The 25,063-nt window shown below is 46.0% G+C and carries 21 protein-coding genes; 16 read left to right on the top strand and 5 right to left on the bottom strand.

All coding sequences use genetic code 11. The features are described from left to right. Positions 1-24: 24 nt before the first annotated feature. Positions 25-2,277 (bottom strand): AraC family transcriptional regulator, encoded by a 2,253-nt coding sequence (locus GUA98_RS04590; protein ID WP_193722152.1) that lies wholly within the window; start codon positions 2,275-2,277, stop codon positions 25-27. Positions 2,278-2,679: 402 nt separating this feature from the next. On the opposite strand from GUA98_RS04590, the gene GUA98_RS04585 reads away from it, so the two are divergent. The 3 genes from GUA98_RS04585 to GUA98_RS04575 all read left to right on the top strand — a co-directional run bounded on the left by GUA98_RS04585 (position 2,680) and on the right by GUA98_RS04575 (position 6,170). Next, positions 2,680-3,585 (top strand): ABC transporter permease, encoded by a 906-nt coding sequence (locus tag GUA98_RS04585; protein ID WP_095359132.1) that lies wholly within the window; start codon positions 2,680-2,682, stop codon positions 3,583-3,585. Positions 3,586-3,615: 30 nt separating this feature from the next. Continuing rightward, positions 3,616-4,518, top strand: coding sequence for a carbohydrate ABC transporter permease (locus GUA98_RS04580; RefSeq protein WP_193722151.1), 903 nt, complete (start codon positions 3,616-3,618; stop codon positions 4,516-4,518). Positions 4,519-4,616: 98 nt separating this feature from the next. Next, on the top strand, positions 4,617-6,170 hold the full coding sequence (locus tag GUA98_RS04575; protein WP_415752989.1) for an ABC transporter substrate-binding protein: 1,554 nt from the start codon (positions 4,617-4,619) through the stop codon (positions 6,168-6,170). Between the two features lie 104 nt (positions 6,171-6,274). Here the strand turns inward: GUA98_RS04575 and GUA98_RS04570 are convergent, their stop codons facing one another. Together GUA98_RS04570 and GUA98_RS04565 are read right to left on the bottom strand one after the other, a co-directional pair. Then, positions 6,275-7,423 carry an MGDG synthase family glycosyltransferase gene (locus GUA98_RS04570; RefSeq protein WP_153977670.1) on the bottom strand — a complete coding sequence of 383 codons (1,149 nt, stop codon included), beginning with the start codon at positions 7,421-7,423 and terminating at the stop codon, positions 6,275-6,277. A gap of 50 nt (positions 7,424-7,473) precedes the next feature. Continuing rightward, positions 7,474-8,001 carry a phosphatase PAP2 family protein gene (locus tag GUA98_RS04565; protein WP_193722150.1) on the bottom strand — a complete coding sequence of 176 codons (528 nt, stop codon included), beginning with the start codon at positions 7,999-8,001 and terminating at the stop codon, positions 7,474-7,476. Positions 8,002-8,701: 700 nt separating this feature from the next. Here GUA98_RS04565 and GUA98_RS04560 point away from each other — a divergent pair. The 9 genes from GUA98_RS04560 (at position 8,702) to GUA98_RS04520 (ending at position 17,509) form a co-directional block, all read left to right on the top strand. Continuing rightward, complete coding sequence (locus GUA98_RS04560; RefSeq protein WP_193722149.1) at positions 8,702-9,940, top strand: glycosyltransferase family 2 protein; 1,239 nt, start codon at positions 8,702-8,704, stop codon at positions 9,938-9,940. 306 nt (positions 9,941-10,246) lie between these two features. Further along, the gene (gene infC / locus GUA98_RS04555; protein ID WP_153980623.1) at positions 10,247-10,741 is read left to right on the top strand and encodes a translation initiation factor IF-3; all 495 of its coding nucleotides are present in this window, start codon (positions 10,247-10,249) and stop codon (positions 10,739-10,741) included. A gap of 24 nt (positions 10,742-10,765) precedes the next feature. Then, a complete protein-coding gene (rpmI, locus tag GUA98_RS04550; RefSeq protein WP_017689665.1) occupies positions 10,766-10,969 on the top strand; it encodes a 50S ribosomal protein L35 in 204 nt (67 codons plus the stop codon). 89 nt (positions 10,970-11,058) lie between these two features. Further along, complete coding sequence (gene rplT, locus GUA98_RS04545) at positions 11,059-11,418, top strand: 50S ribosomal protein L20 (protein ID WP_095288335.1); 360 nt, start codon at positions 11,059-11,061, stop codon at positions 11,416-11,418. Positions 11,419-11,969: 551 nt separating this feature from the next. Continuing rightward, complete coding sequence (locus GUA98_RS04540) at positions 11,970-13,010, top strand: BMP family lipoprotein (RefSeq protein WP_193722148.1); 1,041 nt, start codon at positions 11,970-11,972, stop codon at positions 13,008-13,010. A 343-nt stretch (positions 13,011-13,353) separates the two neighbouring features. Next, positions 13,354-14,892 (top strand): ABC transporter ATP-binding protein, encoded by a 1,539-nt coding sequence (locus tag GUA98_RS04535; protein ID WP_193722248.1) that lies wholly within the window; start codon positions 13,354-13,356, stop codon positions 14,890-14,892. Continuing rightward, positions 14,885-15,964: an ABC transporter permease gene (locus GUA98_RS04530; RefSeq protein ID WP_153977673.1), complete on the top strand. Its 1,080-nt coding sequence runs from the start codon at positions 14,885-14,887 to the stop codon at positions 15,962-15,964. Before GUA98_RS04535 ends, GUA98_RS04530 begins: the two co-directional genes overlap by 8 nt. Beyond that, positions 15,965-16,927, top strand: a complete 963-nt coding sequence (locus tag GUA98_RS04525; RefSeq protein ID WP_153977674.1) for an ABC transporter permease — start codon at positions 15,965-15,967, stop codon at positions 16,925-16,927. It begins immediately after the preceding gene. 207 nt (positions 16,928-17,134) lie between these two features. Beyond that, complete coding sequence (locus GUA98_RS04520) at positions 17,135-17,509, top strand: hypothetical protein (RefSeq protein WP_193722147.1); 375 nt, start codon at positions 17,135-17,137, stop codon at positions 17,507-17,509. 6 nt (positions 17,510-17,515) lie between these two features. On the opposite strand, the gene GUA98_RS04515 is transcribed toward GUA98_RS04520, so the two are convergent. Further along, on the bottom strand, positions 17,516-17,959 hold the full coding sequence (locus GUA98_RS04515) for a GNAT family N-acetyltransferase (RefSeq protein ID WP_415752995.1): 444 nt from the start codon (positions 17,957-17,959) through the stop codon (positions 17,516-17,518). Positions 17,960-18,560: 601 nt separating this feature from the next. On the opposite strand from GUA98_RS04515, the gene ilvB reads away from it, so the two are divergent. The 4 genes from ilvB (at position 18,561) to GUA98_RS04495 (ending at position 23,750) form a co-directional block, all read left to right on the top strand. Next, positions 18,561-20,312 (top strand): biosynthetic-type acetolactate synthase large subunit, encoded by a 1,752-nt coding sequence (ilvB, locus tag GUA98_RS04510; RefSeq protein WP_153977676.1) that lies wholly within the window; start codon positions 18,561-18,563, stop codon positions 20,310-20,312. Further along, positions 20,309-20,791 (top strand): acetolactate synthase small subunit, encoded by a 483-nt coding sequence (gene ilvN, locus GUA98_RS04505; protein ID WP_095288328.1) that lies wholly within the window; start codon positions 20,309-20,311, stop codon positions 20,789-20,791. The genes ilvB and ilvN overlap by 4 nt, the downstream gene beginning before the upstream one ends. A gap of 301 nt (positions 20,792-21,092) precedes the next feature. Further along, complete coding sequence (gene ilvC / locus GUA98_RS04500; protein WP_095288327.1) at positions 21,093-22,085, top strand: ketol-acid reductoisomerase; 993 nt, start codon at positions 21,093-21,095, stop codon at positions 22,083-22,085. A gap of 123 nt (positions 22,086-22,208) precedes the next feature. Beyond that, on the top strand, positions 22,209-23,750 hold the full coding sequence (locus GUA98_RS04495; protein ID WP_153977677.1) for a 2-isopropylmalate synthase: 1,542 nt from the start codon (positions 22,209-22,211) through the stop codon (positions 23,748-23,750). A gap of 167 nt (positions 23,751-23,917) precedes the next feature. On the opposite strand, the gene GUA98_RS04490 is transcribed toward GUA98_RS04495, so the two are convergent. Beyond that, on the bottom strand, positions 23,918-24,898 hold the full coding sequence (locus GUA98_RS04490; RefSeq protein ID WP_193722146.1) for an aldo/keto reductase: 981 nt from the start codon (positions 24,896-24,898) through the stop codon (positions 23,918-23,920). Positions 24,899-25,063: the final 165 nt, after the last annotated feature.

Genomic DNA, 25,063 nt, shown 5'->3' with positions numbered 1-25,063 from the left:
CTTCTTTAGGAGATATCAATATCATTACATTTGCTCGGAGCGCAGTTCCTTGCGACGATAATCATTGGGGGTCACTCCATTGAACTTTTTGAACATGCGATAAAAGTAGGAGCTGTTGGTGAATCCTGTTTTCTCTGCAATATCTGCAACGGAATTCTCGGTCTCAATCAGCAGATGCTGGGCTTTGGTGATTCGTGTCTCGTTGATCACATCCGTTAGTCCTTTTAACGTGAGTTGTTTATACAGCCTGCTGATATAGATGGGCGACATGGTGAGTTCCTCAGCAATGGAGGTGAGGCAGAGATTGGTGTCGGCATAGTCCCGTTCAATAATGCTGTTAATTCGGCGTAGGAGCTCTTCATGCCTCAGCGTTCGCTTCTCTTCCACTTTTAATCCCAACTCATCGAATAGACGATAGAAATGGGCATGGACTTCACGGAGCTCCTCCGCTTCATGGAGAGGTAGCATTGCAGCGTCCGAGATCGTGTTCAGTGTAAGCTGGTTATTTTTCTTAAGCGTATTGCGTACGTGGTTCAGTGTCATCGTCAGATGGGATAGAGCCAACTGGAATACGGTAAAAGGGTATGCTGCTGTTTCATCTACAATATCCGTATAGATTTGTTTGGCTTCGCATGTTTTTCCTGTCATGAGGCAATCAATGAGCTGCCGCTCCTTACTTGCCGGAAATGCATATTCCTTGGCCTGATACGCCATGATGTCAGTTGTGTACAGCAGGCAGCCCGGACCGCTGAATAATCGGTGCAGGGAAGCCTCCGCTGAGTGGGGGTAACCGGCGATCGCATCTTCGAAAGAGTCTTCCTCAGGCCCGACGGTGAACGAAACGGAGCATTTCAGATGCAGCATTACCGCATCCTGCAGCATACGCAGTAGTTCCTCCATATCTTCCTCTGCATCCTGTGCGTTGTGCTGATCCGAATTTTTGTGATTGAAAAGAAGGCTAATCATGTCCCCGCCCATATCGACGGTTTCCGTGTGGTAGCGAAATTCCGCCGATTCCATGCAAATGTTCATCATCGCATATTTTACCAGCTTGATATCGTCCCGGTAGGTTTCGCAAAAATCAGAAAAACGATCAATACGCAGTAATACCAGCCTGGACGGACGATGAACCTGGACAGACGAACCATAAAACTTCATGCGCTCTTCCAAAATCCCCCCGGAGACTGTCTCTCGCCCCTGTAGAGCACCGCGCAAATAATCTTGACGCAAGATGTGCAGACTGCCACGACGCTCGGCTTCCATAACTCGCATGCGAACAATGACTTTATCGATGGGGTGATATAACTTCCGAGAAACCAGGTAAGAGAGCAGCAATCCAGCAATCAGCAAGCCCAGACAAAACAGGACGGTGTGTGTGCGCATGCTGCGAATATCAGCAGTGATCAGATGATCAGGTGTAATTCGTACATAACGCCATCCCAAATTATCAGGTGCAGTATAGGTGATAAGTGATTTTTCTCCGTCAACGTCAGCGGTTAAGTAGGCAGATTGCTCCGTATTTTGCAGAATGGGGCGCATGAAAGCTTCCTTGGAGAGATCCTGCATTAAGGTCCGATCTCCAAAATCGGACAGCAGCTGTCCGTTTTCGTTAATAATAAATGTTTTGCCCGGCTGATCCGCTGCATTGATGTTGGGACTTAACCAATCGTCCTTGATATTGACGACGACAGCGTAGTTTAATTCGGCATTATCATTGATGGTGTCATAGCAGAGATAGGTGTAACTATTCACTTCAACTTCCTCTGTAGAACCAACCTGGTACGTACGCGGGATCGGGACAAAGGGTTTGTATTCATGAAATCGCTGGAGGATATCCTTAATCCCCTGGTCGTCTAATTCGGCTAGGGTTTGCTGACCATTACGTGTTTCTGAGCTGATAAAGAATTCGTTGCTTTTGGAGTTGTATACATAGATGGATTCGATAAAGGGAAGGGACATGCGGTAGTTATCGAGCTGCTCCATGGCTGGAGTGACTTCATAAATGCTTGGTTTAGAGTACAGGAGAAGTGCAGAGATGCTGTAGTCCTGATAAATCTGATAAGACAAGGATTTGGCCGTTTCGGTCATTTTGGATACTTCCCGGCTGGTCTGTGTGAGACTGTTCATATCGGTATGATAGACCTGGCGGAGAGCGATGCGATTGTAGTTGACGTAGAGAATGGCAGAAGCGACGAGCAGGGTAGCAACGGTACTGACAATGATGCCAATCAGTATCCGAGAAAATACGTTTTGACTGTCCTCCGAACGTTTGCGCATCAATCAGTTCCCCCTGAACATGTGCATTTTGGGTGAGAAAAACTTATTTCACAGCGTTACGCTCTGTTTCACAGCAGGTCGCTTTGGATGAGGGTAGCCCTTCAAATTATATATCATGTATGCGTTTACATCAATGTTGTACAAGGTTTAAAAGGTTGTTTCAGTATATATCGTTCAACTTTCGCTGAATTGTTCACGATGCCCAGGTTATGCACGATATCAACATTTGTGAACGTACTGGAGTTCTTTTCAGTGTTGGTTCACATTGTTCATACCCGGTTTGGCAATATCGTTCATTTTCCGGCGGGAAGCTTCAGTATCCGGGAGCGGGAAGGGCGTCTAGACTAAAAACAGAGCTCCATGGCGCATCTGCGCTGCAAGAAATCCGGGAGGGATCGAGCCATGCTCAAAGAATTGAACAAAAACAAAATCATGTTTCTGATGCTGCTGCCTACACTGATCTTTTTTCTCATTAACTCGTATTTTCCGATGGTGGGTATCTATTATGCGTTTACCCGGTACGACTTTGAAGGCGGATTATTCGGCAGTCCCTTCGTAGGGCTGGAAAACTTCAAGTTTCTCTGGCAGTCCGGCATGCTGCTGAAGCTTACGACCAACACGGTGGGTTATAACCTGGCTTTCATTATACTGGGGAACGGACTCGCCATTTTCTGTGCCATTATGTTAAGTGAAGTCCGTGGCAAGCTCTTTAAGAAAATTACGCAATCCGTGATGTTCCTACCGTATTTCATCTCATTTGTACTACTCAGTGTAATCGCTTACAACATGTTCAACTACGAATCTGGTTTTGTAAACACGGTGCTGAAACGCTTTGAAGCAGGCCCGATTGATATTTATAACACACCCTGGATATGGGTGTTCCTGATCATTATCTTTTATCTATGGAAGAATCTTGGCTACAGTATGGTGATCTATCTGGCGGCTATTACCGGGATCAGTGACGAGTATTATGAGGCTGCCCGCATTGATGGAGCAAATATTTTTCAGCGGATCTGGTATATCACCGTTCCGATGCTGAAACCGACCTTTGTCATTCTGCTTCTGTTCTCTCTGGGGAGCATTATGAAGGGACAATTTGATCTCTTTTATCAGCTTATTGGCAATAACGGTGTGCTGTATAACGCCACAGACATCATTGATACGTACGTGTATCGCTCCCTGAAAGTGACCTTTGATATCGGAATGGCTACCGCAGCAGGCCTGTACCAGTCTCTATTCGGCTTCATTCTGATCATGACCGTGAACTATATCATCCGAAAAGTAAATGAGGATTACGCCTTGTTCTAAACCGCCCACCGGGCAGAAGGGAGAACCATCATGCATACTACCCGTGCCAGAGATTCGGAATTTACCTTGCTGTTTCAGATCATCGCTTATGGCGTCATTCTGATTTTGTCCATCATGTGCCTGCTGCCTTTTCTTCTAATCCTATCCGGTTCGTTCAGCAGCAATGAATCGATTGTAAGAGATGGATATCATCTCTTTCCAACAGACTTTTCCCTGGAAGGCTATCAAATGGTGTTCAAGTTCCCTACTCAAGTGCTGAAAGCATACGGAGTGACTGTCTTTACAACCATTGTGGGGACCGCGCTCGGACTGTTCCTCATTACGATGGCGGGCTTCGTACTGCAGCGCAAAGATTTTAAATACCGCAATACCTTCTCTTTCTTCATCTACTTCACCACGCTCTTTGGCGGTGGGTTGGTGCCTTGGTACATTATGCTGGCAAATTACTTCAATCTGACGGATACGTATACCGTATTGATTTTCCCTGGATTGATGACGCCATTTCTCATCATTTTGATGAAAAACTTTATCCGTTCCGCCGTTCCGGATGAGCTGGTTGAATCCGCCAAAATGGATGGCGCGAATGATTTCCGCATTTACTTCAGCATTGTATTGAAACTGGCGATGCCTGGCATTGCAACCGTAGGTTTGTTTTTAGCTCTGGGGTACTGGAATGACTGGTTTACTTCGTCCCTGTTCATTAACAACCCGGATATGTACCAGCTGCAGTTTTACCTGTATAACACGATGAATACGATTACTTTCATTGATCAGATGGCCATCGGCACAGGAATTACGCTCAGCCAGGATGTACCTACGGAATCAACCAAGATGGCCATGGCGATTGTGGTGACGGGTCCGATATTGTTCCTCTATCCGTTTGTACAGCGCTATTTTGTCAAAGGTCTTACGATTGGTGCGGTAAAAGGTTAGAACGTAAAAATGCTCGGGGCGTCCGCCAGTTATTCGTTTACTACTGCTCGCGTCCTGGCAGTTTACGCTAACATATAAGGTTTCCTACAAAAGGGAGGATGCATATGCGCAACAAAATAATTCGGCACCTGTCTCTGGTGCTGGCCCTGATGATGTTTGCCGGGGTATTAGCCGCGTGTAATAACGGATCTGGGGGATCAGTACAAGGGGGCAAGGAGGGCACTTCACCAACAGACAAAGGCGAGAAGGTCACCCTTCAGTTTTATATGCTTGGGGACGCGCCCAAAGACTTGCCTGTCATTGAGTCCGAGATTAACAAACTCGCTGAGGCTGATCTGAACGTCAACGTAAAATTCAACTACACTTCCTGGACGGATTGGGATCAAAAATATAAACTGCTTCTGTCTTCTGGCCAGCCGATTGACCTAATTTTCACTGCGGACTGGACATTTTATCAATCGTATGCCAAAAAAGGAGCATTCCTGCCGCTCGACGAGCTGCTGCCGAAGGCTGCACCAACATTGCAATCCCACGTACCCGATGACATGTGGAACGCTGTTAAAATCAATGAAAAAATCTATACCGTACCTTCGACCTGGATCGAATATGTGACAGAAGGAATTGCTTACCGTGAGGACCTGCGTGAAAAGTATAATTTGCCCAAACCAGAATCTCTGGAGACGCTTGAAGCTTATCTTGAAGGAATCAAAGCCAATGAACCGAGCATGATTCCGATCGCGGACAACAATTCCAATCACACTCACGGCATCCGTCAGTTGACCTCCAAATTGGTGAATACGGCTGGTCAGCTCCCTTACGGACTTGATATTATGTACGATTCACCGTCAACCATCACATCCTATTGGGGATCAGCCCAGCATCTGGAGGATCTGAAAACGTACAAACGCTGGATGGATAAAGGGTTTTTTCCGAAAAACGTGCTGAACGTAAAGGACACATCGAATTCACTGCTGCAAAATGGCAAGGCGGCTGTTGTTCTATCGGGCGAGAACCCGAACAAGTTTAATGCGGATGTGATCAAAGTCCAATCTACGCATCCTGATTGGAAGCTGGGATACTTTGCTTATCCAAATGCCAAAGGTTTTGCACAGCCGGTTCATCCGATTCACAATGGATTCGCCATACCGCGAAGCAGCAAAAATCCGGAAAAGGCACTCGCTTTTTATGAGAAGCTGGTAACAGACAAACGTTACAACTGGCTTACGGAATACGGTGTAGAAGGCAAGAACTTTGAAGTGCAGGATGGGTACTACAAAATGGTGGGCGATGCTCAAACCAATGGCTTCCCGCGCGAGGGCATGAATGGCTGGGCTTGGCGGAATCCGGACTTCATGCTCTATGATAAAACGTTCGACGACGTACTCGCCATGTTCGAGGAGCTCGATAAAATTAAGAAGCCGGATATCTTTACCGGATTTGCGGAGGATTGGACACCGTTTCAGGCGGAGAAGGCTGCGCTTGAGCAAGTGGAGAAACAGTATCTGTATCCACTGAACGTTGGTTTGGTTGCAGACGTTGAAGCAGGCCTGAACACATTTATGGAAAAAGCTAAGCAGGCGGGGCTAGAGAAAATACAAGCAGAGTATACCAAACAATGGCAGGAATATTTGAAATCGGCGGGCATTCAGTAGTTTGTATTTATTTCTTTTTTTACTAGACATGAAAAAGGTGCCTTCAGATGGAAGGCACCTTTTTCTTTGTATAAGTGTATGTGGCTTGTTTATCGAACTTTTGATCATAATCTGGCCTGATCAGCCTGGAACGGCCGCAGGTCCAGAAGATCAATGATGCTTTGTGCACTTTCCATCGGACGATATTTGGCAATCTGTTCCAAATGGCGTTTGCGTTTACGGACGATGTCGGGATATTTATGTAACAATTTATTCATCCATTTAACCACGACATCAAGCGAAGTGATCGGTTCGCCCAGTCCTCTAGCGGTAAAATATTGAACGTTCTCTTCTTCCTGACCCGGAATGGGATTATGGAATAACATCGGTATACCTTTGGCGAGTCCTTCGGTGCATGTCATTCCACCAGGCTTGGTTATTAGCAGGTCGGATACTTCCATAAGCTTATCCACTTCTTTGGTGTATCCGATAATGTGAATATTTTCTTTCCTATACTCCGGGTTCTGTTCCATGCTAATCCGGATTTTGTCATTGCGTCCGAGACAGAAGATGATCTGAATGTTATTATGCCAGCGAGTCAGAAGCTTATTGACCACTTCATCGCTGAGCATTCCCCAGCCGCCGCCCATAACAAGAACGGTGGGCATATCTCTCAGATTAAACTTGGCACGAATCTCATCCCGGCCGGGATGCTCCCAAAAGTTGGGGTGTACCGGAATGCCGGTAACTCGTATCTTGTCCGCGGAAACTCCGCGCAGCATCAATTTGGACTTGACCTCTTCAGTAGATACCAGATACAAGTCCACCTCGGGACTGATCCACGTGCCATGCGCATCGTAATCGGTAATGACCGTGCAGAGTGGCACTTGCACACCGAGGCGTTTTAATCTTGATATGACGGCACTTGGAATAGGATGCGTACATACAATGGCATTTGGACGAAGCTGTCGTACGACACTACGTGTATGTGTGTAAAACAGCTTGTGCAATGCGAGTGTAGTCAATCGGTTTAAAGACTTTTTATATTGATGCCTGTATACATATCCGACAAGTTTGGGCTGGTTGGTTACCGTTTTTTTGTATGCCGTAATAATAAGTGGTGCGACCCTGGGGTTAAGGAAACTACCCAGTTCGAGCACTTTGGTCTGTACTTCCGGAGAGAGCTTTCTCAAACTGCTGGACAGTGCATAAGCGGCTTGTGTATGACCGGCTCCAAAGCCTTCGGAAAGTAGTAAAACTCGTTTTTTCTCCACGCTTGCTTCACCTGTTCCTGCTAGGTTTTCCTTAGTCTAACATATCTGCTTTAGGACCATAATGCAACTGTCGCAAGTGCGACTAAAGTACCGATTGTGGCACCTGCAAGCACGTCCGAAGGATAGTGCAAACCCAAGTAAATCCGAGAGAATCCGACAATCAGTGCAACCGGCAGCAGCGTCGCCAGCAAAATAGGTTCCATAGTCATAAACGGAACGGTTACCGAGAAGACAGCGGTTGTATGCCCTGAAGGAAATGAGTGGTCCGTCAGGGGATTGCGGAAGGTGATCGTCTCCGGCATGGCCAGATATGGCCGGATGCGAGGATACAACCGTTTGGCGATTGCTACGGGAATATGGCTCACAGCCAGAGCGATACATGCCTGTAGGCCTGTCGTATTCCAAGGGGCTGGAGCAAGCAGCCATACCAATAAGGATACGGCAATAGAAAATGTCGCTCCGCCCAGATGGGTGAGATAGTACAGCCAAAAATTCATAAATCGATTATGAAGTCGACCATTAATCCACATAAACACATTGCGATCGTACGCTTGAAACTTAACGAATAAACGGCTCATATTGGCCTCCTGCCAGTCAGGCCGCCCGAATTGGCGGCAGTATTTCCGGTATGTTTCCTGTGTCCGGTGTTGTCCTGATTACTATATAACCGTTTTTCGTGAAGTTCAGGTTATTTCAGGTATATGTTTATCATATTTTTAAATGTTGTCCTTTTCAAGAAGAAGACATGTGAACAACGTAAAATTCATGTTAAAGAGTGGTTAATCATCCAACTTAACTTTTTGACTCGGACGAGCTAAAAAAGATACAATGATTCAACATGGCTGAAATGAGGTTAAAAAAATGTGAGTTTAATATTGAACTTTTTGGTGTCCGTTTGCGTTATTTTTTATATAGCCTCTGGTTGGACAGTACTGGGTAATGAAAAAAGCAGGGACTTTAGAAATAAAAATCAAGCAATCGGCTGAAAATAAGATATAACAGGCATGAATGCGAGGGCGCAGTATCACGAACTGCCAATTCAGCGTTTAATGTTCACATTTCTGCTTTAGGAAGTGAAATTGCGGTTTTGACAAATAGCTGAAAAGCATCCAAAATCGATAAAGCAGCCAAATTGGAAGCAACCATGCTTGAAATACTTGCGTAGTAAACAAAAGACCAGGGTCATATTCTGCACATTACAAAAAAACAAAGATGCAGAATCAGGTAGAGAAACGCTAAAGTAAACAGGGTTTGAAAAAAAGGGGGTAACAGAGAACGATGTTGGACGCTATATTCGTCACGATGCAGGTCATTCTGGCACTGCTAGCCGTGTACCAATTCACGTTTTCGCTGTTCGGTCTGTATAAGAAAAAGAAGAAGAAACATTATCCTGCTACAAAATCTTTCGCTGTACTCGTGGCAGCACACAATGAAGAGCAGGTCATCGGAGCGTTGATGGAGAACCTGAAACAACTCGATTATCCGGAGGATCTGTACGATGTGTTCGTTATCTGTGATAACTGTACGGATGGTACAGCTCAAATCGTCAGAGAACATGGCTTGAACGCATGTGTGCGTACAAACGCCGATCTCAGAGGTAAAGGTTACGCCATTGAGTGGATGCTCAAATATCTGTGGAAATTGCCGCGTCAGTATGACGCCGTTGTTATGTTTGATGCTGACAACCTGGTTGATCGCAATTTCTTGCTTGAGATGAATAACGACTTGTGTAACGGTTCGCGTGTTATTCAAGGTTATATCGATACGAAAAATCCGGAAGATTCCTGGATTACTGCAGCTTACGGGGTATCGTACTGGTACATTAACCGTTTGTGGCAGTTGTCCCGTCATAACCTGAACATGGCCAACTTCCTTGGCGGTACAGGAATGTGCTTTGAAACGAATTTGCTGAAGGAAATCGGCTGGGGTGCGACTAGCCTTGTCGAGGACTTGGAGTTTACGATGCGCAGTGTGCAGCGTAATGTGTATCCCGTGTTTAACTATGATGCAAAAGTATTTGATGAGAAGCCTTTGACATTCAAAGCTTCAGCAAGACAACGTCTACGCTGGATGCAAGGTCACTTTACGGTAGCACGGAGATATTTCTTCCCGCTGTTGTGGCAAAGTATTAAGGAAAGAAGCCTGGTCAAATTCGACCTTGCCGTATATGGTGCCAACGTATACGTTGTATTACTGACATTCCTGATGACTGCTGTCATGTGGGTGGATACAGCCATATTCAGCGGACCGCATATTGCTAACATCTACGGATACTTCCCATTATGGGTAGGCTTCGTAGCCATTGGTTTGAACATTTTGACATTCCTCTTGTCAATGGCACTGGAGAAGGTCACTTTTGCGAAAGTGTACCTGTATCTGATTGTATTCCCGATCTATCTGCTATCGTGGTATCCGATTACGTTCTATGCGTTCTTCACGCAGAACAACAAACAATGGAGCCACACCCAGCATACGCGTGTTGTACGTTTGGATGAGGTGCAGAGCAAGCAAGGGTAAGGATAAACAGCTTCACACCAAAGATTATAGAAAATATTCTGAAATTATATTGACTATAGTTGATGGAGATGTTATAGTATTCAAGTGCGTTAAATGAATAGCAATGGAATCACAAGCAGAAGTCCGACTTCTCACCTGACCAACATTGACGTTGGCTGGTCAACGATCCCAATAATTTATGAAGTGTATACTCATGAAGAATTGTGTTGATTACAGGGATGTCGGTAGCTTGACCGGCATCCCTTTTATTTTTGTTTAACAGTATTCAAAATGACCTGGAGGTGGACGGTTATTAGTAAAGATCACATGATTAATGATGAGATTCGGGCGAAGGAAGTACGCCTTGTCGGAGCTGAAGGAGAACAAATTGGGATCAAGCCCATTCGGGAAGCACTGCAAATGGCGATTGATCTGAACTTGGATCTGGTCAATGTGGCACCACAGGCTAAGCCGCCGGTGTGTCGCATCATGGACTATGGCAAGTTCCGCTATGAGCAACAGAAGAAAGAAAAAGAAGCCCGTAAGAACCAGAAAATTGTTGACATTAAAGAAGTATGGTTCCGTTCCAATATTGAGGAGCACGATTATCAAACGAAGCTTCGTAATGTAGTTAAGTTTTTGAAAGAAGGCGACAAGGTGAAATGTTCCGTTCGTTACCGCGGACGTGAAATTGCGCATGCCGCCATTGGTCAACGGATTTTGGAGCGCGTGAAGACGGAAGTTGCAGAACTCTGCACTATCGAGCGTCAACCGAAATTGGAAGGCCGCAGTATGATCATGATTCTGGCTCCAAAAGCCTGATAACATTGAAGGAGGAAACACAAAATGCCTAAAATGAAAACACACAGCAGTTTGAAAGGACGCTTTAAAATTACCGGTTCCGGTAAAGTCCTTCGTTACAAAGCACACAAAAACCACTTGCTTTCCCACAAATCCAAACGTGCTAAGCGCGTACTGAACGGTAACCCAGTAATGGCAGCCGGGGACGTAAGACGTTTGAAACAAGGTTTGGCTAACCTGAAAGGCTAATTCTAATTAGTACATTCCGTATGGGGGATCGGCTACGGCCGTACACATACCACGGATACATTTAATATTTATTTGGGAGGTTCTTTAATATGGCAAGAGTAAAAGGCGGTTTTGTAGTACGTCGTCGTCATAAAAAGGTTTTGAAACTGGCAAGAGGTTATTTCGGTTCCAAACACCGCATTTTTAAAACAGCTAACGAGCAAGTAATGAAATCCCTGGTTTACGCATACCGTGACCGTCGCAACACGAAACGTAACTTCCGCAGACTGTGGATCGTTCGTATCAATGCAGCAGCACGTCAAAACGGTTTGTCTTACAACAAACTGATTCATGGATTGAAACTTGCTGGAGTGGACATGAACCGCAAAATGTTGGCTGATCTGGCCGTTAACGACATCAATGCGTTCAACTCTTTGGCTACTGTAGCTAAAGGCAAAATCAACGCTTAAATTGTAACATGCAAGCCGCCGTACCTTATGGCGGCTTTTTTCACGCCAGAAAGTGTGGACGAATACACCGGGGTCCGGACAAACTTAGATTGGATGCGGTTGACAGCTATCAGCCCTCTGGCAGATACATAAAAACCGAACGTTCATATAATGCAAATGAAAACTAGGAGTTACTGGCTAATGGTGATAATGATGGTATATTTTTGTTATATAACATCACATCGTTGTAACGTTAGCGTGTTAAACTGCTAAAATTTTAAGCGTTTTCAACAATAAAAGTCTAAAAATATGTGATTTTTAGTCATGAAACATCTGGATTTTAACACTGGTTAAATGTATAATCACCTCTAGTAGGCTAGTCCTAAACTTTTCTCTCCTAGTCCTATTGTTCGGTTTTTCGGCAGATGATCCGGTAAAGATAAGGTGTGAATGTGCTCTTTATGTTGAAGAAACCATACATTCCGCATAAAAGTCATCTCAGACATCTGTCCATCGTTCAATATCGACCTGGGTAGGAATTAGGTATATATCATTAAGGGGGAACAAGAGAAATGAAAAAGATGCTCAGCTTGTCTTTGGTCATGTTGCTGGCAGTATCGGTAATGCTCGCAGGTTGCGGAAGCAAACCGAAGGAAGAAACAAATGCCGGTGGAACAACAGGTGGCGAATCCACTGAAGCAAAATCCGATTTGCAGATCGGTATGGTTACTGACGTAGGTGGCGTTAACGACAAATCCTTTAACCAATCCGCTTGGGAAGCCCTGCAAGCAACTGAAACTGAAACAGGTACAGCAGTTAAATACCTGCAAAGTAAATCCGATGAAGAGTACATTCCTAACCTGAACGAATTCGTTAAAGGTGGATATGACCTGACTTGGGGTATCGGTTTCCAATTGGCTGACGCAATCAAAACGGTTGCTGACCAAAACCCTGACTCCAAACTGGCGATCATCGACAGTGTTGTAGATTCTCCTAACGTTAAATCCGTTACATTTGCTGAAGAGCAAGGTTCCTTCCTGGTTGGCGTTGTTGCCGGTCTGACTACAAAAACGAACAAAATCGGTTTTGTTGGCGGTATGGACAGCCCACTGATCAAGAAATTTGAAGTTGGTTTCAGAGAAGGGGTTAAAGCAGTTAACCCTGATGCTGAATTGATCTCCAACTATACAGGCGCATTTGACAAACCAGACCTTGGTAAAGCAGCTGCAGCTACAATCTACAACCAAGGCGCGGATATCATTTTCCACTCTTCCGGTGCTACAGGTAACGGTGTGTTCAACGAAGCCATTGCCCGCAAAAAACAAGGACAAGATGTTTGGGTAATCGGTGTGGATAAAGACCAATCTCTGGAGTTCGGTGATGATGTTACACTGACTTCCATGATCAAAAAAGTTGACGAAGCAGTTAAGAAAGTAAACCAAGAAGTTATCGACGGCACATTTGCTGGCGGTTCTGAAAACCTGACTCTGAAAGAGAACGGTGTAGGTATTGCTGATACTTCTACAAAAAATGTATCTGCTGACATCCTTGCTAAAGTTGACGAATACAAAGAAAAAATCATCAGCGGCGAAATCAAAGTACCTACAGAGTAATTGCTTAGCCCGCGAATTGAATAATCACGAGGCCGGTCTTGACCGGCCTTATGATTGTCAAGACAGGAAAATTTGCTCAAGCCATCATAACATTTGTACCTAGTTAACAAGCTGCTGCTGGAATCCTTCCAAATGCAGAATCAATGTTTTAGGAATATCGCTCCGTAAGGAGCTTTTCTTAAGATTATGGAATGTATACATTTCAGCTGTGCTGGATGGATTCGATAATCTCAGGAGAAGGAAAGTGACCGCAACAAAAGCGGTTTTTTCCCTTGAACATACGTCGATAGACGTTTTTCTTACGTTTGCGGAACCACACTATATCAGTTATAAGGGTGATTACATGGGTGCAGCAACCCCCGTCGTTGAGTTAAAACAAATCACGAAGCGTTTTCCAGGCATTGTTGCCAACGACGCTATCAGCCTTCAGCTTCGTAAAGGCGAGATCCATGCTCTACTGGGCGAAAACGGCGCTGGTAAGTCAACGTTGATGAATATTGTATTTGGTCTCTATCAGCCAGATGAAGGTTCCATTGAAGTGAATGGCAAGCCTGTCATGATCGATAGCCCGAACAAAGCAATCGAGCTTGGGATCGGCATGGTGCATCAGCACTTTAAGCTTGTTCAGCCGTTCACGGTAACAGAGAACATTATTTTGGGATCTGAACCAACAAAAGGTCTCAATATTAACTATAAAAAAGCGGCTGCTGAAGTGCAGCGTTTATCCGAACAATATGGACTCAAAGTGAATCCGCATGCCAAAATTCATGACATTTCAGTCGGTATGCAGCAGCGCGTTGAAATCGTAAAAACATTGTACCGCGGCGCTGATATCCTGATCTTTGATGAACCAACGGCAGTTCTGACTCCTCAGGAGATCAAGGAACTGATGGTCATCATGAAAAAGCTCGTGGCAGAAGGCAAATCCATTATCCTGATCACACATAAGTTAAAAGAAATTATGGAGATCTCGGATACGGTCACGATTATTCGCCGAGGGAAAGTCATCGACTCTGTAAAGACATCGGAAACCAATCCCTACGAGCTTGCTGAAAAGATGGTTGGCCGTAATGTCACATTTAAAGTGGATAAAAAGCCGGCAACGCCTGGTGCAAACGTCCTTGAAGTCAGCAAATTGACCAGTAAAAACAAAGAGGGAATTTCTGTTCTGAATGAACTGAATCTGAATGTTCGTGCAGGAGAAATTCTGGGGATTGCAGGTGTGGATGGCAATGGACAGAGCGAGTTGATTGAAGCTCTGACTGGATTGCGCAAAGTGGATAGCGGATCGATTCTTTTGCAAGGAAAAGAATTGTCCAACCGTTCCCCGCGCCACATTTCGGAATCGGGCGTAGGTCATATTCCGGAAGACCGACATAAGCACGGATTGGTTTTGGATTTCTCAGTCAGTGAAAATATTGTTTTGGAATCTTACTACAAGTCTCCTTATACACGGAAAGGATTCCTGAATTTCGATGCGATCAAAAAGCAGGCAAAACGTCTTGTTGAGGCATTTGACGTGCGGACACCTAGCATTGAAACCAAAGCACGATCCCTTTCTGGGGGTAACCAGCAGAAGGCGATCATTGCACGGGAAGTCGATAAGAACCCGGAACTGCTTATCGCAGCTCAGCCAACACGTGGCTTGGACGTAGGTGCTATTGAGTTTGTCCAGAAACAGTTGATTGCTCAGCGTGACCAAGGAAAAGCGGTATTGCTGATTTCCTTCGAGCTCGATGAAATAATTAACGTTTCGGACCGCATTGCTGTCATTTATGAGGGCAAGATTGTCGGTGAGGTGCTGCCGGAAGAAACGAATGACAGGGAGCTCGGCTTGATGATGGCGGGCAGCACCCAAAAGAGAGGTACTGTACATGAGTAAAGTATTGAAATGGTTTACCCGTGATTCCTTTATTTTGCCTATCGTTGCAATCCTTATGGGGTTAATTCTGGGCGGTATCGTTATGCTTATTGGAGGATACAACCCAATTGATGCATATGGCGCATTGTTCAAGAAAGTCTTTGGTGACATGTACAACTTCGGAGAAGCAGTGCGTGAAATGACACCTTTGATCATGACAGGTCTTGCCTTTGCATTTGCAGCCCGTGCGGGACTGTTTAATATCGGTGGAGAAGGTCAGTTTCTTGTCGGTATGACTGCAGCCACGTTTGTAGGAGTTAAGTTTACAGGTCTCCCGATTTATATTCATGCTCCGCTGGCTTTGATTGCTGGTGCAGTATTTGGCGGTCTGTGGGCAGCCATTGCAGGTTACCTCAAGGCCGCTCGCGGCGTGAACGAAGTTATCAGCAGTATCATGCTGAACTGGATTGGTCTGTATCTGGCCAACCTGATTGTACGGCAATTTTTGCTGCTTCAAGGGGAAAACCGTTCGGTAGATATTAGTGAATCAGCTTCAATCAGCTTGACTTGGTTGTCTGAACTAATGGGCAACTCCCGTGTTCACCTGGGTACATTGATAGCCTTGGTTATGGCGGTTCTCTTTTATATCTATATGTGGAAAACGAAGCAAGGGTATGAAATCCGCGCTGTAGGCCACAACCCGAATGCGGCTGAATATGCAGGTATGCATGTGAATCGCAATATCGTAAAAGCCATGTTTATCAGTGGTATGCTTGCGGGTCTTGGTGGAGCTTTCCAGGTACTTGGTGTATTCCAGTATCAGACAGTTATGTCTGGATCTCCAGGAACAGGTTTTGACGGCATTGCCGTTGCCTTGATTGGTTTGAACCATCCGTTTGGTGTGCTCCTGGGGGCGTTGCTGTTTGGTACGCTTACCTATGGATCTGCTGGTATGAGCTTTGCTGCGGATGTACCGCCAGAGATTATTCGGATTGTAATTGGTTCGATTATCTTCTTCATTGCGGCACAAGGCATCGTGCGCTGGGTACTTAAACCGTTCTACTCCAAGCGCAAGAAAGAGAAGGTGTTGTAGATGGACTTGTTGACAATTGGGCAAATTATCAATACGACGCTTGTCTTTGCCACGGCATTGATTTTTGCTTCCCTTGGTGGAATATTCTCTGAAAAATCCGGTGTAACTAACCTGGGACTTGAAGGTTTTATGGTCTTTGGTGCGTTTGCAGCCGGAATTGGGGCCCACTATGCCCAAGAGGCAGGGATGGGTGGAACTTCCTCAGCCTGGATGGGGGTACTGGTTGCTATTGCATTAGGTGTCCTCGTATCTCTTATTCACGCTGTTGCATCGATTACGTTTAAGGCTGACCAGGTTATCAGTGGTATCGTCATTAACTTCCTGGCAGCAGGAAGTACACTATATTTGGTTAAATTGTTGTTTGAAGGATCAGGGGACTCACCTTTGGTGCAGGGCTTCAGCAAATTTGATGTGCCACTTCTCAAGGATATTCCTTTGCTCGGGGAAGCGTTGTTCAAGAACGTTTACCCGACAACATATCTGGCGATCATTCTTGTATTCCTGACGTATTACATTCTCTTCAAGACGCCATTCGGCCTTCGTTTGCGCTCCGTGGGTGAACACCCAAGCGCGGCTGATACTGTAGGTGTCAAAGTTCGTCGCTATCGTTATGTTGGTGTAATGATCAGTGGTGCACTGGCTGCGATCGGTGGAGCTGCTATCACACTGACAACAACAGGTACGTTCTCGCATAATACGGTTTCTGGTCAAGGATACATTGCGATCGCTGCGATGATCTTTGGTAAATGGAATCCAATTGGCGCATTTGGTGCTGCTGTATTTTTCGGTTTCTCACAAGCAATTCGAAACTATGTGCAGCTGTTCGAATGGTCTCAAAGTATTCCCCAGGAAATTATTTATATGCTGCCATACCTGCTCACGATTATTGTTCTTATCGCGGCAGTCGGACGTTCGTCAGCTCCGTCTGCACTCGGTGAACCGTACGATCCGGGGAAAAGGTAGACGTAAGCAATTCATTAAACGATATAATGATTTTTATCAGAGAAAGAGTCCGCTTCGTGCGGGCTTTTTTTGTTGTGCAAATAGCAATTCATACATTTCCATGGTGTCAGGGTAGAGACCCATATTTTCAATTAGGGACAAAGAAACAGGCGAAGCGAGTGATGGACGAATACACTGTTTTGAATGATCCGAGGAGGAGGGGAAAGTATGAAACAACATGTTACGCGTTGTGAAGCGTTGAAATTGGTGGGAAAAAATATCGTTGCGGTGAAAAAAGACGGCACTCGGGTTACGGGGAAGCTGTTGAAAGTATCCGGCAATAAATTAGTGCTAAAGCGTGTAAATGGCAAAAAAGTGCGCACAAAAGCCATTCTTCCACTGGTTTTGTTTGACTTGCTTGCAATCGCCACATTGCCTTACGCTTACGGCCCGGGACCGGGCTATGGGGGTCCTGGCTATGGAGGTCCTGGGTATGGACCAGGCTACGGACCTGGACCAAAACCCGGCCCCGGATATGGTCCAGGCTATGGTCCGGGACCCGGTTTCGGACCGTATGGACCACGTCCACCAGGATTTTTCTAGGAGAACCTAAATATTCTTTTCCATTTCGTAACAGCGGCTTATCATAATATAACGAACGGTACTATATCCATTTTTTTGATAAAACTGCAGCCCTTTTGTATTGCCTTCGTCGACCATTACTTTGGATCTTTTACAGCCTCGTGATGCGGCGAAGTTTTCAGCTTTTTGCAGCAAAGTCTGACCGTACCTTTTTCGCTGTTCCTTTGTATCAACGGCCATCATATCGACATATAACAACTCGCCGTGCATAAGAAAATGTATAAATGCTACAGCTTCTTTGTTCGGGTCCGGTGAGACAACAAAGGTCATGCCCCTGTTCATACGCAGGGGTATGTCTTTGCGTATTTTGTTGATTTCATTGGTACTCATATGGGATAGAGGAACAAGTTGCGAGTCAATTAAACTCATGATGGCGCCATCATCCAGCCTCGAATTGCGTTGCCGAATCACCATGCTGATCCTCCTTTCAAGACTAGTCGTGCTGCTCGTATATCCTATGCCTGGAGCAAGATAAAAGGTGACTGAATGAAGTGAAGGGAATAGGGTAACGTTAAGTAGCGGAGTAGCGAGATAAAGGGCGTTTAAAAAAATTATCCAAATCAGGTATTGACTTATCGGTTGGAGGAATCATATAATGTTCCTAACATTTAACGAGAATATTTAATCGGCTATGAAGAGGACGAAGTTTTAAGGGCTCTTTTGCTCAGAGAGTGGCTGGATCTGCTGAAACCACCACCATAATCCCTTATATACGAGCTCACCTCGGAGCTGTTTTCCTGAAAAGCATTGGATGTCACTCCATTCGCGTATTAGGGAAAATCGTATGTCTGCGTTACAGACAACAGGTATGGAAGACGGCTATGTCCGTTTGACCTATCGTTTTTTGTACCTGGTAAGGTCCGTTATTGCGAAATTTCGGACAAAGTTGGGTGGTACCACGGAAGCAACAACCTTTCGTCCCTCGCAAGCATTAACTTGTTTGCAGGGATGGAAGGTTTTTTTTGTAACTTCAAATGTCAGAATGATGTAAATTCCGAGAGGAGGATGACTGATGGGAGCTCAAATTCCAGAAGTACGATCAACAGATGAATTACGTGAAAAATGGATGAAGCCGGAGGTCATTAGCGGTTCTGAGATTCTGCTAAGAAGCTTGTTGCTGGAAGGTGTCGAGTGCGTATTCGGTTATCCGGGCGGAGCGGTGTTGTACATTTACGACGCGATGTACGGTTTCGAGGACTTCAAGCATGTACTGACTCGGCATGAACAAGGTGCGATTCACGCAGCAGACGGATATGCACGTGCAAGCGGTAAAGTTGGTGTTTGTATCGCAACCTCCGGTCCGGGAGCAACAAATCTTGTAACCGGAATTGCAACGGCATATATGGATTCCGTACCGCTCGTTGTCATTACGGGGAACGTCATTTCCAGCCTGATTGGTTCGGATGCTTTCCAGGAAGCGGATATCACGGGTATTACAATGCCAATTACCAAACACAGCTATCTGGTAAAAGACGTTAAAGATCTGCCGCGTGTCATTCATGAGGCATTCCATATTGCCAATACAGGACGTAAAGGTCCGGTGTTAATCGACATTCCGAAGGATGTTTCTGCCAACAAAACCTTGTTTGAGCCAATTACTGAACCAGTGACACTGAGAGGCTACAACCCTCGGACGGTGCCAAACAAACTTCAGGTTGATCGACTGGCTCAGGCCATTCAGGAAGCAGAGCGTCCGATGATCCTTGCAGGTGGCGGAGTCGTTTACTCCGGTGGACACGAAGCACTGTTCGAATTTGTTGAGAAAACAGGTATTCCAATTACAACGACACTTCTTGGACTGGGTGCTTTCCCAAGCGGACATGAACTTTGGACCGGAATGCCGGGTATGCACGGAACATACACGTCCAACCAGGCGATTCAACAAGCGGATCTGCTGATCAACATCGGAGCTCGCTTTGATGACCGGGTTACAGGTAAACTCGACGGTTTTGCACCACATGCCAAAATTGTGCACATCGATATCGATCCAGCAGAAATTGGCAAAAACATTGCGACGGATATCCCGATCGTTGGGGATGTGAAGACGGTACTCGAAATAGCCAACAAGGAAGTGCAGCGTGCCGACCGTGCGGATGCCTGGAGAGACCAGATCAAGCAATGGAAGCAAGAGAAGCCTTACAGCTACACGGATTCCGAAGACGAGTTAAAACCACAATGGGTAGTTGAGTTGTTGAATGATACAACCAAAGGTGAGGCGATCGTGACTACTGACGTTGGTCAGCATCAGATGTGGGCGGCGCAATACTACAAGTTCAATCAACCTCGCTCATGGGTAACCTCCGGCGGACTCGGAACAATGGGCTTTGGATTCCCTTCGGCAATTGGTGCACAGATGGCGAATCCGGACAGACTGGTCATCTCCATTAATGGCGATGGCGGAATGCAGATGTGTTCACAAGAACTGGCAATCTGCGCGATCAACAATATCCCGGTTAAGATTGTCATCATCAACAACCAGGTGCTTGGAATGGTTCGCCAGTGGCAGGAAATCATCTACGAGAACCGTTACAGTCACATCGATCTCGCAGGAAGCCCGGATTTTGTAAAACTGGCTGAAGCATATGGTGTAAAAGGACTGCGTGCCACGAACAAGGAAGAAGCTGAACGGGCATGGCAGGAAGCGCTGGATACACCTGGACCAGTCGTTGTAGAATTTGTTGTTCGCAAAGAAGAAAATGTATATCCAATGGTTCCGCAAGGAGCAACAATTGATCAAATGCTGATGGGGGATGCTGAGGAATGATTAGACATACAATTTCGATTTTGGTCAACGATCAGCCTGGCGTCCTGCAGCGGGTATCTGGGTTGTTCGGTCGACGTGGATTCAACATTGAGAGCATTACGGTAGGTCAGTCCGAAGAAGCGGGCTTGTCCCGTATGGTCATTGTCACGATTGGTGACGACAAAACGCTGGAGCAGATTGAGAAACAGCTCTATAAAATCATTGACGTAATCAAAGTGGTGGATTTCAGTCTCAAGCCGATGGTTGCCCGTGAACTCGCTTTGATTAAAGTAAAAGCAGAACCTTCCGAACGCCCTGAAATCATGGGAGTGGTTGAAACGTTCCGTGCGTCGGTTGTCGATATTGGTCCAAGTAGTCTAATGGTTCAGGTTGTTGGAGATACCGACAAAATCGACGCCATGATCGAGCTGCTTAAGCCGTATGGCATTCGCGAACTCTCGCGGACTGGAGTAACTGCACTGGTACGTGGAAACGTATAATTGCCAATAGATCTAAATCTATGGTCTAATATGCATATCGGGTAAGCAACGAAGGATACGAGAAGAAGCAGTACAACAGACTGCAGGTGATCCTTGAATGACATCGTGATCCTGCATCTGCTGCAATTCAACATTTTAGTGATGTAACGCTTGAAAAGAGAGCTACACCCCCGCATTAAAGGGCGGGTGTCTGAACGGATCGGATCAGACCAGAGTTGCTGGAACAGCCAGCATGCCGGTCCATTGAGACACCCGCTCATTAATGAAGGGTTCTTTACAATACAAAGGAGGACTTATAAACATGCCAGTAACTACTTATTATGAACAGGATGCAGAGCTTAGCGTATTGAAAGGAAAAACGATTGCCGTAATTGGTTACGGTAGCCAGGGCCACGCCCAAGCACAAAACTTGCGTGATAGCGGTTTGAATGTAGTCATCGGACTTCGTGAAGGTAAATCGTTTGACACTGCAAAAAATGACGGATTTGAAGTATTGTCTCCAGCTGAAGCAACTAGCCGTGCAGATGTGGTTCAAATCTTGCTCCCTGACGAAACGCAAGCTTCTGTATACAAAAACGAAATCGAACCTAACCTGAAAAAAGGCGCAGCATTGCTCTTCTCCCACGGTTTCAACGTTCATTTCGGTCAAATCGTTGCTCCAAAAGACAGCGATGTTCTGCTGGTAGCTCCTAAGTCCCCTGGCCACATGGTACGTCGTACCTACGTGGAAGGATTCGGTGTACCGGGCCTGATCGCGATCGAGCAAGATGCAACAGGTAAAGCAAAAGACATCGGTCTTGCATATGCAAAAGGTATTGGCTGCACACGTGCAGGCGTTATCGAAACATCCTTCCGCGAAGAAACAGAAACAGACCTGTTCGGTGAGCAAGCGGTTCTGTGTGGCGGTGTAAGTGCCCTGGTAAAAGCTGGTTTCGAAACGTTGACTGAAGCTGGTTATGCTCCTGAAATGGCGTACTTCGAGTGTCTGCACGAATTGAAACTGATCGTTGACCTGATGTATGAAGGCGGACTTGCAAGCATGCGTGATTCCATCAGTAACACAGCCGAGTACGGTGACTATGTAACTGGACCTCGCGTTGTAACTGAAGATACGAAGAAAGCGATGAAAGAAGTCCTTTCCGATATCCAACAAGGTAAATTCGCACGTGACTTCATCCTGGAAAACCAATCCGGTCGTGCGTTCCTGACAGCAACTCGTCGCAACGAAGCTGAACACCCAATCGAAGTGGTTGGCGGACAATTGCGTGAAATGATGCACTGGATCAAGAAATAAGAACATGCACTTATAAGTATAGCAATTTTACAGCTTTAACCGGAAATAGCGGCCGTGCTTATGCGTGTGCCGCTATTGCTGGTTTAGAGGCAAACATACATTACAGTCTAGGAGGTGCGAGGCGTGCGTAAAATCTATGTATTCGACACAACGCTGCGTGATGGAGAACAATCCCCGGGAGTCAATTTGAACACTCGTGAAAAGGTGGAAATTGCCCATCAGCTCGAGCGGCTTGGGATTGACCGGATGGAAGCTGGTTTTCCGGCAGCATCTCCAGGCGATCTGGCAGCGGTAAATGCAGTAGCGAAAGCGGTTAAAAATATTACGGTTATCGGCTTGTCCCGCTCCAGAGAGCAGGATATTGACGCGGTTAGAGAAGCGCTGAAAGGTGCACAGGACCCGTGCATTCACGTATTTTTGGCAACTTCACCGATTCACCGCCAGCATAAATTGCGCATGGACAAAGCGCAGGTGCTGGATACGGCTCGTTCTGCTATTCGTTATGCGAAGAAGTCATTTTCCAAAATTGAGTTCTCTCTTGAAGATGCAGGCCGTACGGAGTATGACTTCCTTGTTGAAATGGTGAACATGGCTGTTGAGGAAGGCGCATCGGTAGTTAACATTCCGGATACAGTAGGGTATCTGAGTCCTTATGAGTACGGTAACATTTTCAAGCATCTCAAAGAGAATGTTCATGGTATTGAAAAAGTGCAGCTGAGTGCACATTGTCACAATGACCTGGGTATGGCAACCGCTAATACACTTGCCGCCATTTTGAACGGTGCAGATCAGATCGAAGGTACGATTAACGGAATCGGTGAGCGTGCCGGAAATACGGCAATCGAAGAGATTGCCATGGCACTGGAGACACGTCAGGAATTCTTCCAGGCCAAAACTTCTCTGCAGCTTTCGGAAATTGCACGTACCAGCCGGCTCGTTAGCCGTTTGACAGGAATGGTTGTTCCAGGAAACAAAGCCATTGTTGGTGCGAACGCCTTCGCACATGAATCCGGTATTCATCAGGATGGCATGCTGAAAGAAAAAACAACTTACGAGATCATGACGCCAGAGACAATCGGTCTGAAGGAAAGCAAGCTCGTACTGGGTAAACACTCTGGACGCCACGCGTTCCGTGAGCGCTTGATTGAGCTGGGTTATGAACTGGATGAAGAAGCACTGAATCGTGCTTTTGCCCAATTCAAAGATCTGGCAGACAAGAAAAAAGAAGTCACGGATGAGGACTTGCTCGCGGTGATCGAAGAGAAGCTGCAGGATGCTCCTGAGATTTACAAACTGGAGTCCATCTTCGTGACATATGGGGATGAATCGACTCCGACAGCCAAAGTCCGTATCGCTATGCTTGACGGTAACACCGTTGAACAGCAAGCGGAAGGTAATGGTTCCGTTGATGCCATTTACAATGCGATTGACAAGGTGAGCGGGGAAGAGGTTACACTGTCCGATTACTCCATCAAGTCGGTTACACATGGTAAAGATGCACTCGGTGAAGTGCATGTTGTATTGACACAGAACCAGGTTTCCGTTCAGGGGCGCGGTGTAAGCACTGATATTCTGGGTGCAAGTGCACGTGCTTATGTGGATGGCCTTAACCAGCTGATTGAGAAACGTAAAACATACACCAATCGTGTCAACGTGAATCTGTAAACAGTCGCAGCAGGCATCCAATGCACTCGAACTGCACTGCTTGTTTGAAGAGCAAGCTAAAAAAGTCTGACCCTAGGTATAGATCTTAGGTCAGACTTTTTGCTATAGCTTGAAAGATATTTATTTTATCAATTAGGACGGATATAGAAAATTGCAATTAGAGCAGATTACCACGCATATGCGTTAGGGGCGTGTCCACCCGGACCCGGGAATATCTCATCAAGACGTTTAAGTACCGCTTCATCCAATGTGACTTCAAGACATTTAAGCGCAGTTTCGAACTGCTCCAGCGTACGAGGACCGATGATTGGTGCGGTCACTGCCGGATTGGCTGCAACCCAAGCCAAAGCAATTGTATCCTGGGGTTCACCAAGATCGCGGCACAGTGCTGCAAATTCTTCAAGCTGGGTTTTATGATGTTCAATGCGTTCCGCGATGCCGCCGCTGCGTGTGCCTTCCAGCTTCTGAAGTGCATTGCGGCCCAGCAAGCCACCATCCAGTGGGCTCCACGGAATCACGCCGAGGCCCAGCTCTTTGGCTGCAGGCAGCACTTCGAGTTCAGGCAAACGACAGTTAAGACTGTATTTATGCTGCTCGGACACCAAACCGAGGAAATGGCGGTTTTTGGCTTCGCTTTGAGCAATGGCAATCTGCCATGCAGCGAAGTTGCTTGATCCGACATAACCAATTTTGCCTTGATGGACAGCATTTTCGAAAGCCCCCCATAGCTCGTCCCAGGAAACCGCCGGGTCCACGTGATGCATTTGATATAGCTCTACATGGTCTGTCTGCAAGCGGCGAAGGGAACCTTCCAGATGACGTCTGATCTTATAGGCAGAGAGTCCGGCATCGTTGTTGGGACCGTCTGTTTCATCATGCATGGAACCATACACCTTGGTCGCAAGCACCACTTTTTCACGTCTGCCGCCACCCTGACTGAACCAGCGACCGATAATTTCCTCGGTAAGGCCGGAATTTTCACCCCAACCATAAACGTTAGCGGTATCAAAAAAGTTAACGCCAGCATCGAGTGCTGCATCCATGATACGGAATGCTTCTTTTTCGTCTGTAGCAGGCCCAAAATTCATGGTGCCGAGACAAATCCGGCTTACTTTAAGACCTGATTTTCCCAAGTACGTGTATTGCATGATTTGCAATCCCTCCTGAGTTACCTGAATTTGACTTCACGTATTATTTTACTCCAGTCTGACGAGCAGAACAACAGACCTGAAATCTCTTATAGGTAAAATCTATTAAAGTCATAGATTGTATATCTTGGTCAAATGACCACTGAATATGATACAAAAGAGAGA

This window comes from Paenibacillus sp. P13VS (assembly GCF_015143645.1).
Taxonomy (GTDB): Bacteria; Bacillota; Bacilli; order Paenibacillales; family Paenibacillaceae; genus Paenibacillus; species Paenibacillus xylanilyticus_A.
This window is presented reverse-complemented; position numbering and strand designations above follow the sequence as displayed.

Coding starts and splice junctions, on each gene's coding strand:
- ilvC (WP_095288327.1), top strand. CDS start 21,093: ATGCCAGTAACTACTTATTATGAACAGGATGCAGAGCTTAGCGTATTG.
- GUA98_RS04565 (WP_193722150.1), bottom strand. CDS start 8,001: ATGAGCCGTTTATTCGTTAAGTTTCAAGCGTACGATCGCAATGTGTTT.
- GUA98_RS04585 (WP_095359132.1), top strand. CDS start 2,680: ATGCTCAAAGAATTGAACAAAAACAAAATCATGTTTCTGATGCTGCTG.
- ilvN (WP_095288328.1), top strand. CDS start 20,309: ATGATTAGACATACAATTTCGATTTTGGTCAACGATCAGCCTGGCGTC.
- ilvB (WP_153977676.1), top strand. CDS start 18,561: ATGGGAGCTCAAATTCCAGAAGTACGATCAACAGATGAATTACGTGAA.
- GUA98_RS04490 (WP_193722146.1), bottom strand. CDS start 24,898: ATGCAATACACGTACTTGGGAAAATCAGGTCTTAAAGTAAGCCGGATT.
- GUA98_RS04530 (WP_153977673.1), top strand. CDS start 14,885: ATGAGTAAAGTATTGAAATGGTTTACCCGTGATTCCTTTATTTTGCCT.
- rpmI (WP_017689665.1), top strand. CDS start 10,766: ATGCCTAAAATGAAAACACACAGCAGTTTGAAAGGACGCTTTAAAATT.
- GUA98_RS04535 (WP_193722248.1), top strand. CDS start 13,354: ATGGGTGCAGCAACCCCCGTCGTTGAGTTAAAACAAATCACGAAGCGT.
- GUA98_RS04520 (WP_193722147.1), top strand. CDS start 17,135: ATGAAACAACATGTTACGCGTTGTGAAGCGTTGAAATTGGTGGGAAAA.
- GUA98_RS04560 (WP_193722149.1), top strand. CDS start 8,702: ATGTTGGACGCTATATTCGTCACGATGCAGGTCATTCTGGCACTGCTA.
- GUA98_RS04575 (WP_415752989.1), top strand. CDS start 4,617: ATGCATATGCGCAACAAAATAATTCGGCACCTGTCTCTGGTGCTGGCC.
- GUA98_RS04540 (WP_193722148.1), top strand. CDS start 11,970: ATGAAAAAGATGCTCAGCTTGTCTTTGGTCATGTTGCTGGCAGTATCG.
- GUA98_RS04580 (WP_193722151.1), top strand. CDS start 3,616: ATGCATACTACCCGTGCCAGAGATTCGGAATTTACCTTGCTGTTTCAG.
- GUA98_RS04590 (WP_193722152.1), bottom strand. CDS start 2,277: ATGCGCAAACGTTCGGAGGACAGTCAAAACGTATTTTCTCGGATACTG.
- GUA98_RS04525 (WP_153977674.1), top strand. CDS start 15,965: ATGGACTTGTTGACAATTGGGCAAATTATCAATACGACGCTTGTCTTT.
- infC (WP_153980623.1), top strand. CDS start 10,247: ATGATTAATGATGAGATTCGGGCGAAGGAAGTACGCCTTGTCGGAGCT.
- rplT (WP_095288335.1), top strand. CDS start 11,059: ATGGCAAGAGTAAAAGGCGGTTTTGTAGTACGTCGTCGTCATAAAAAG.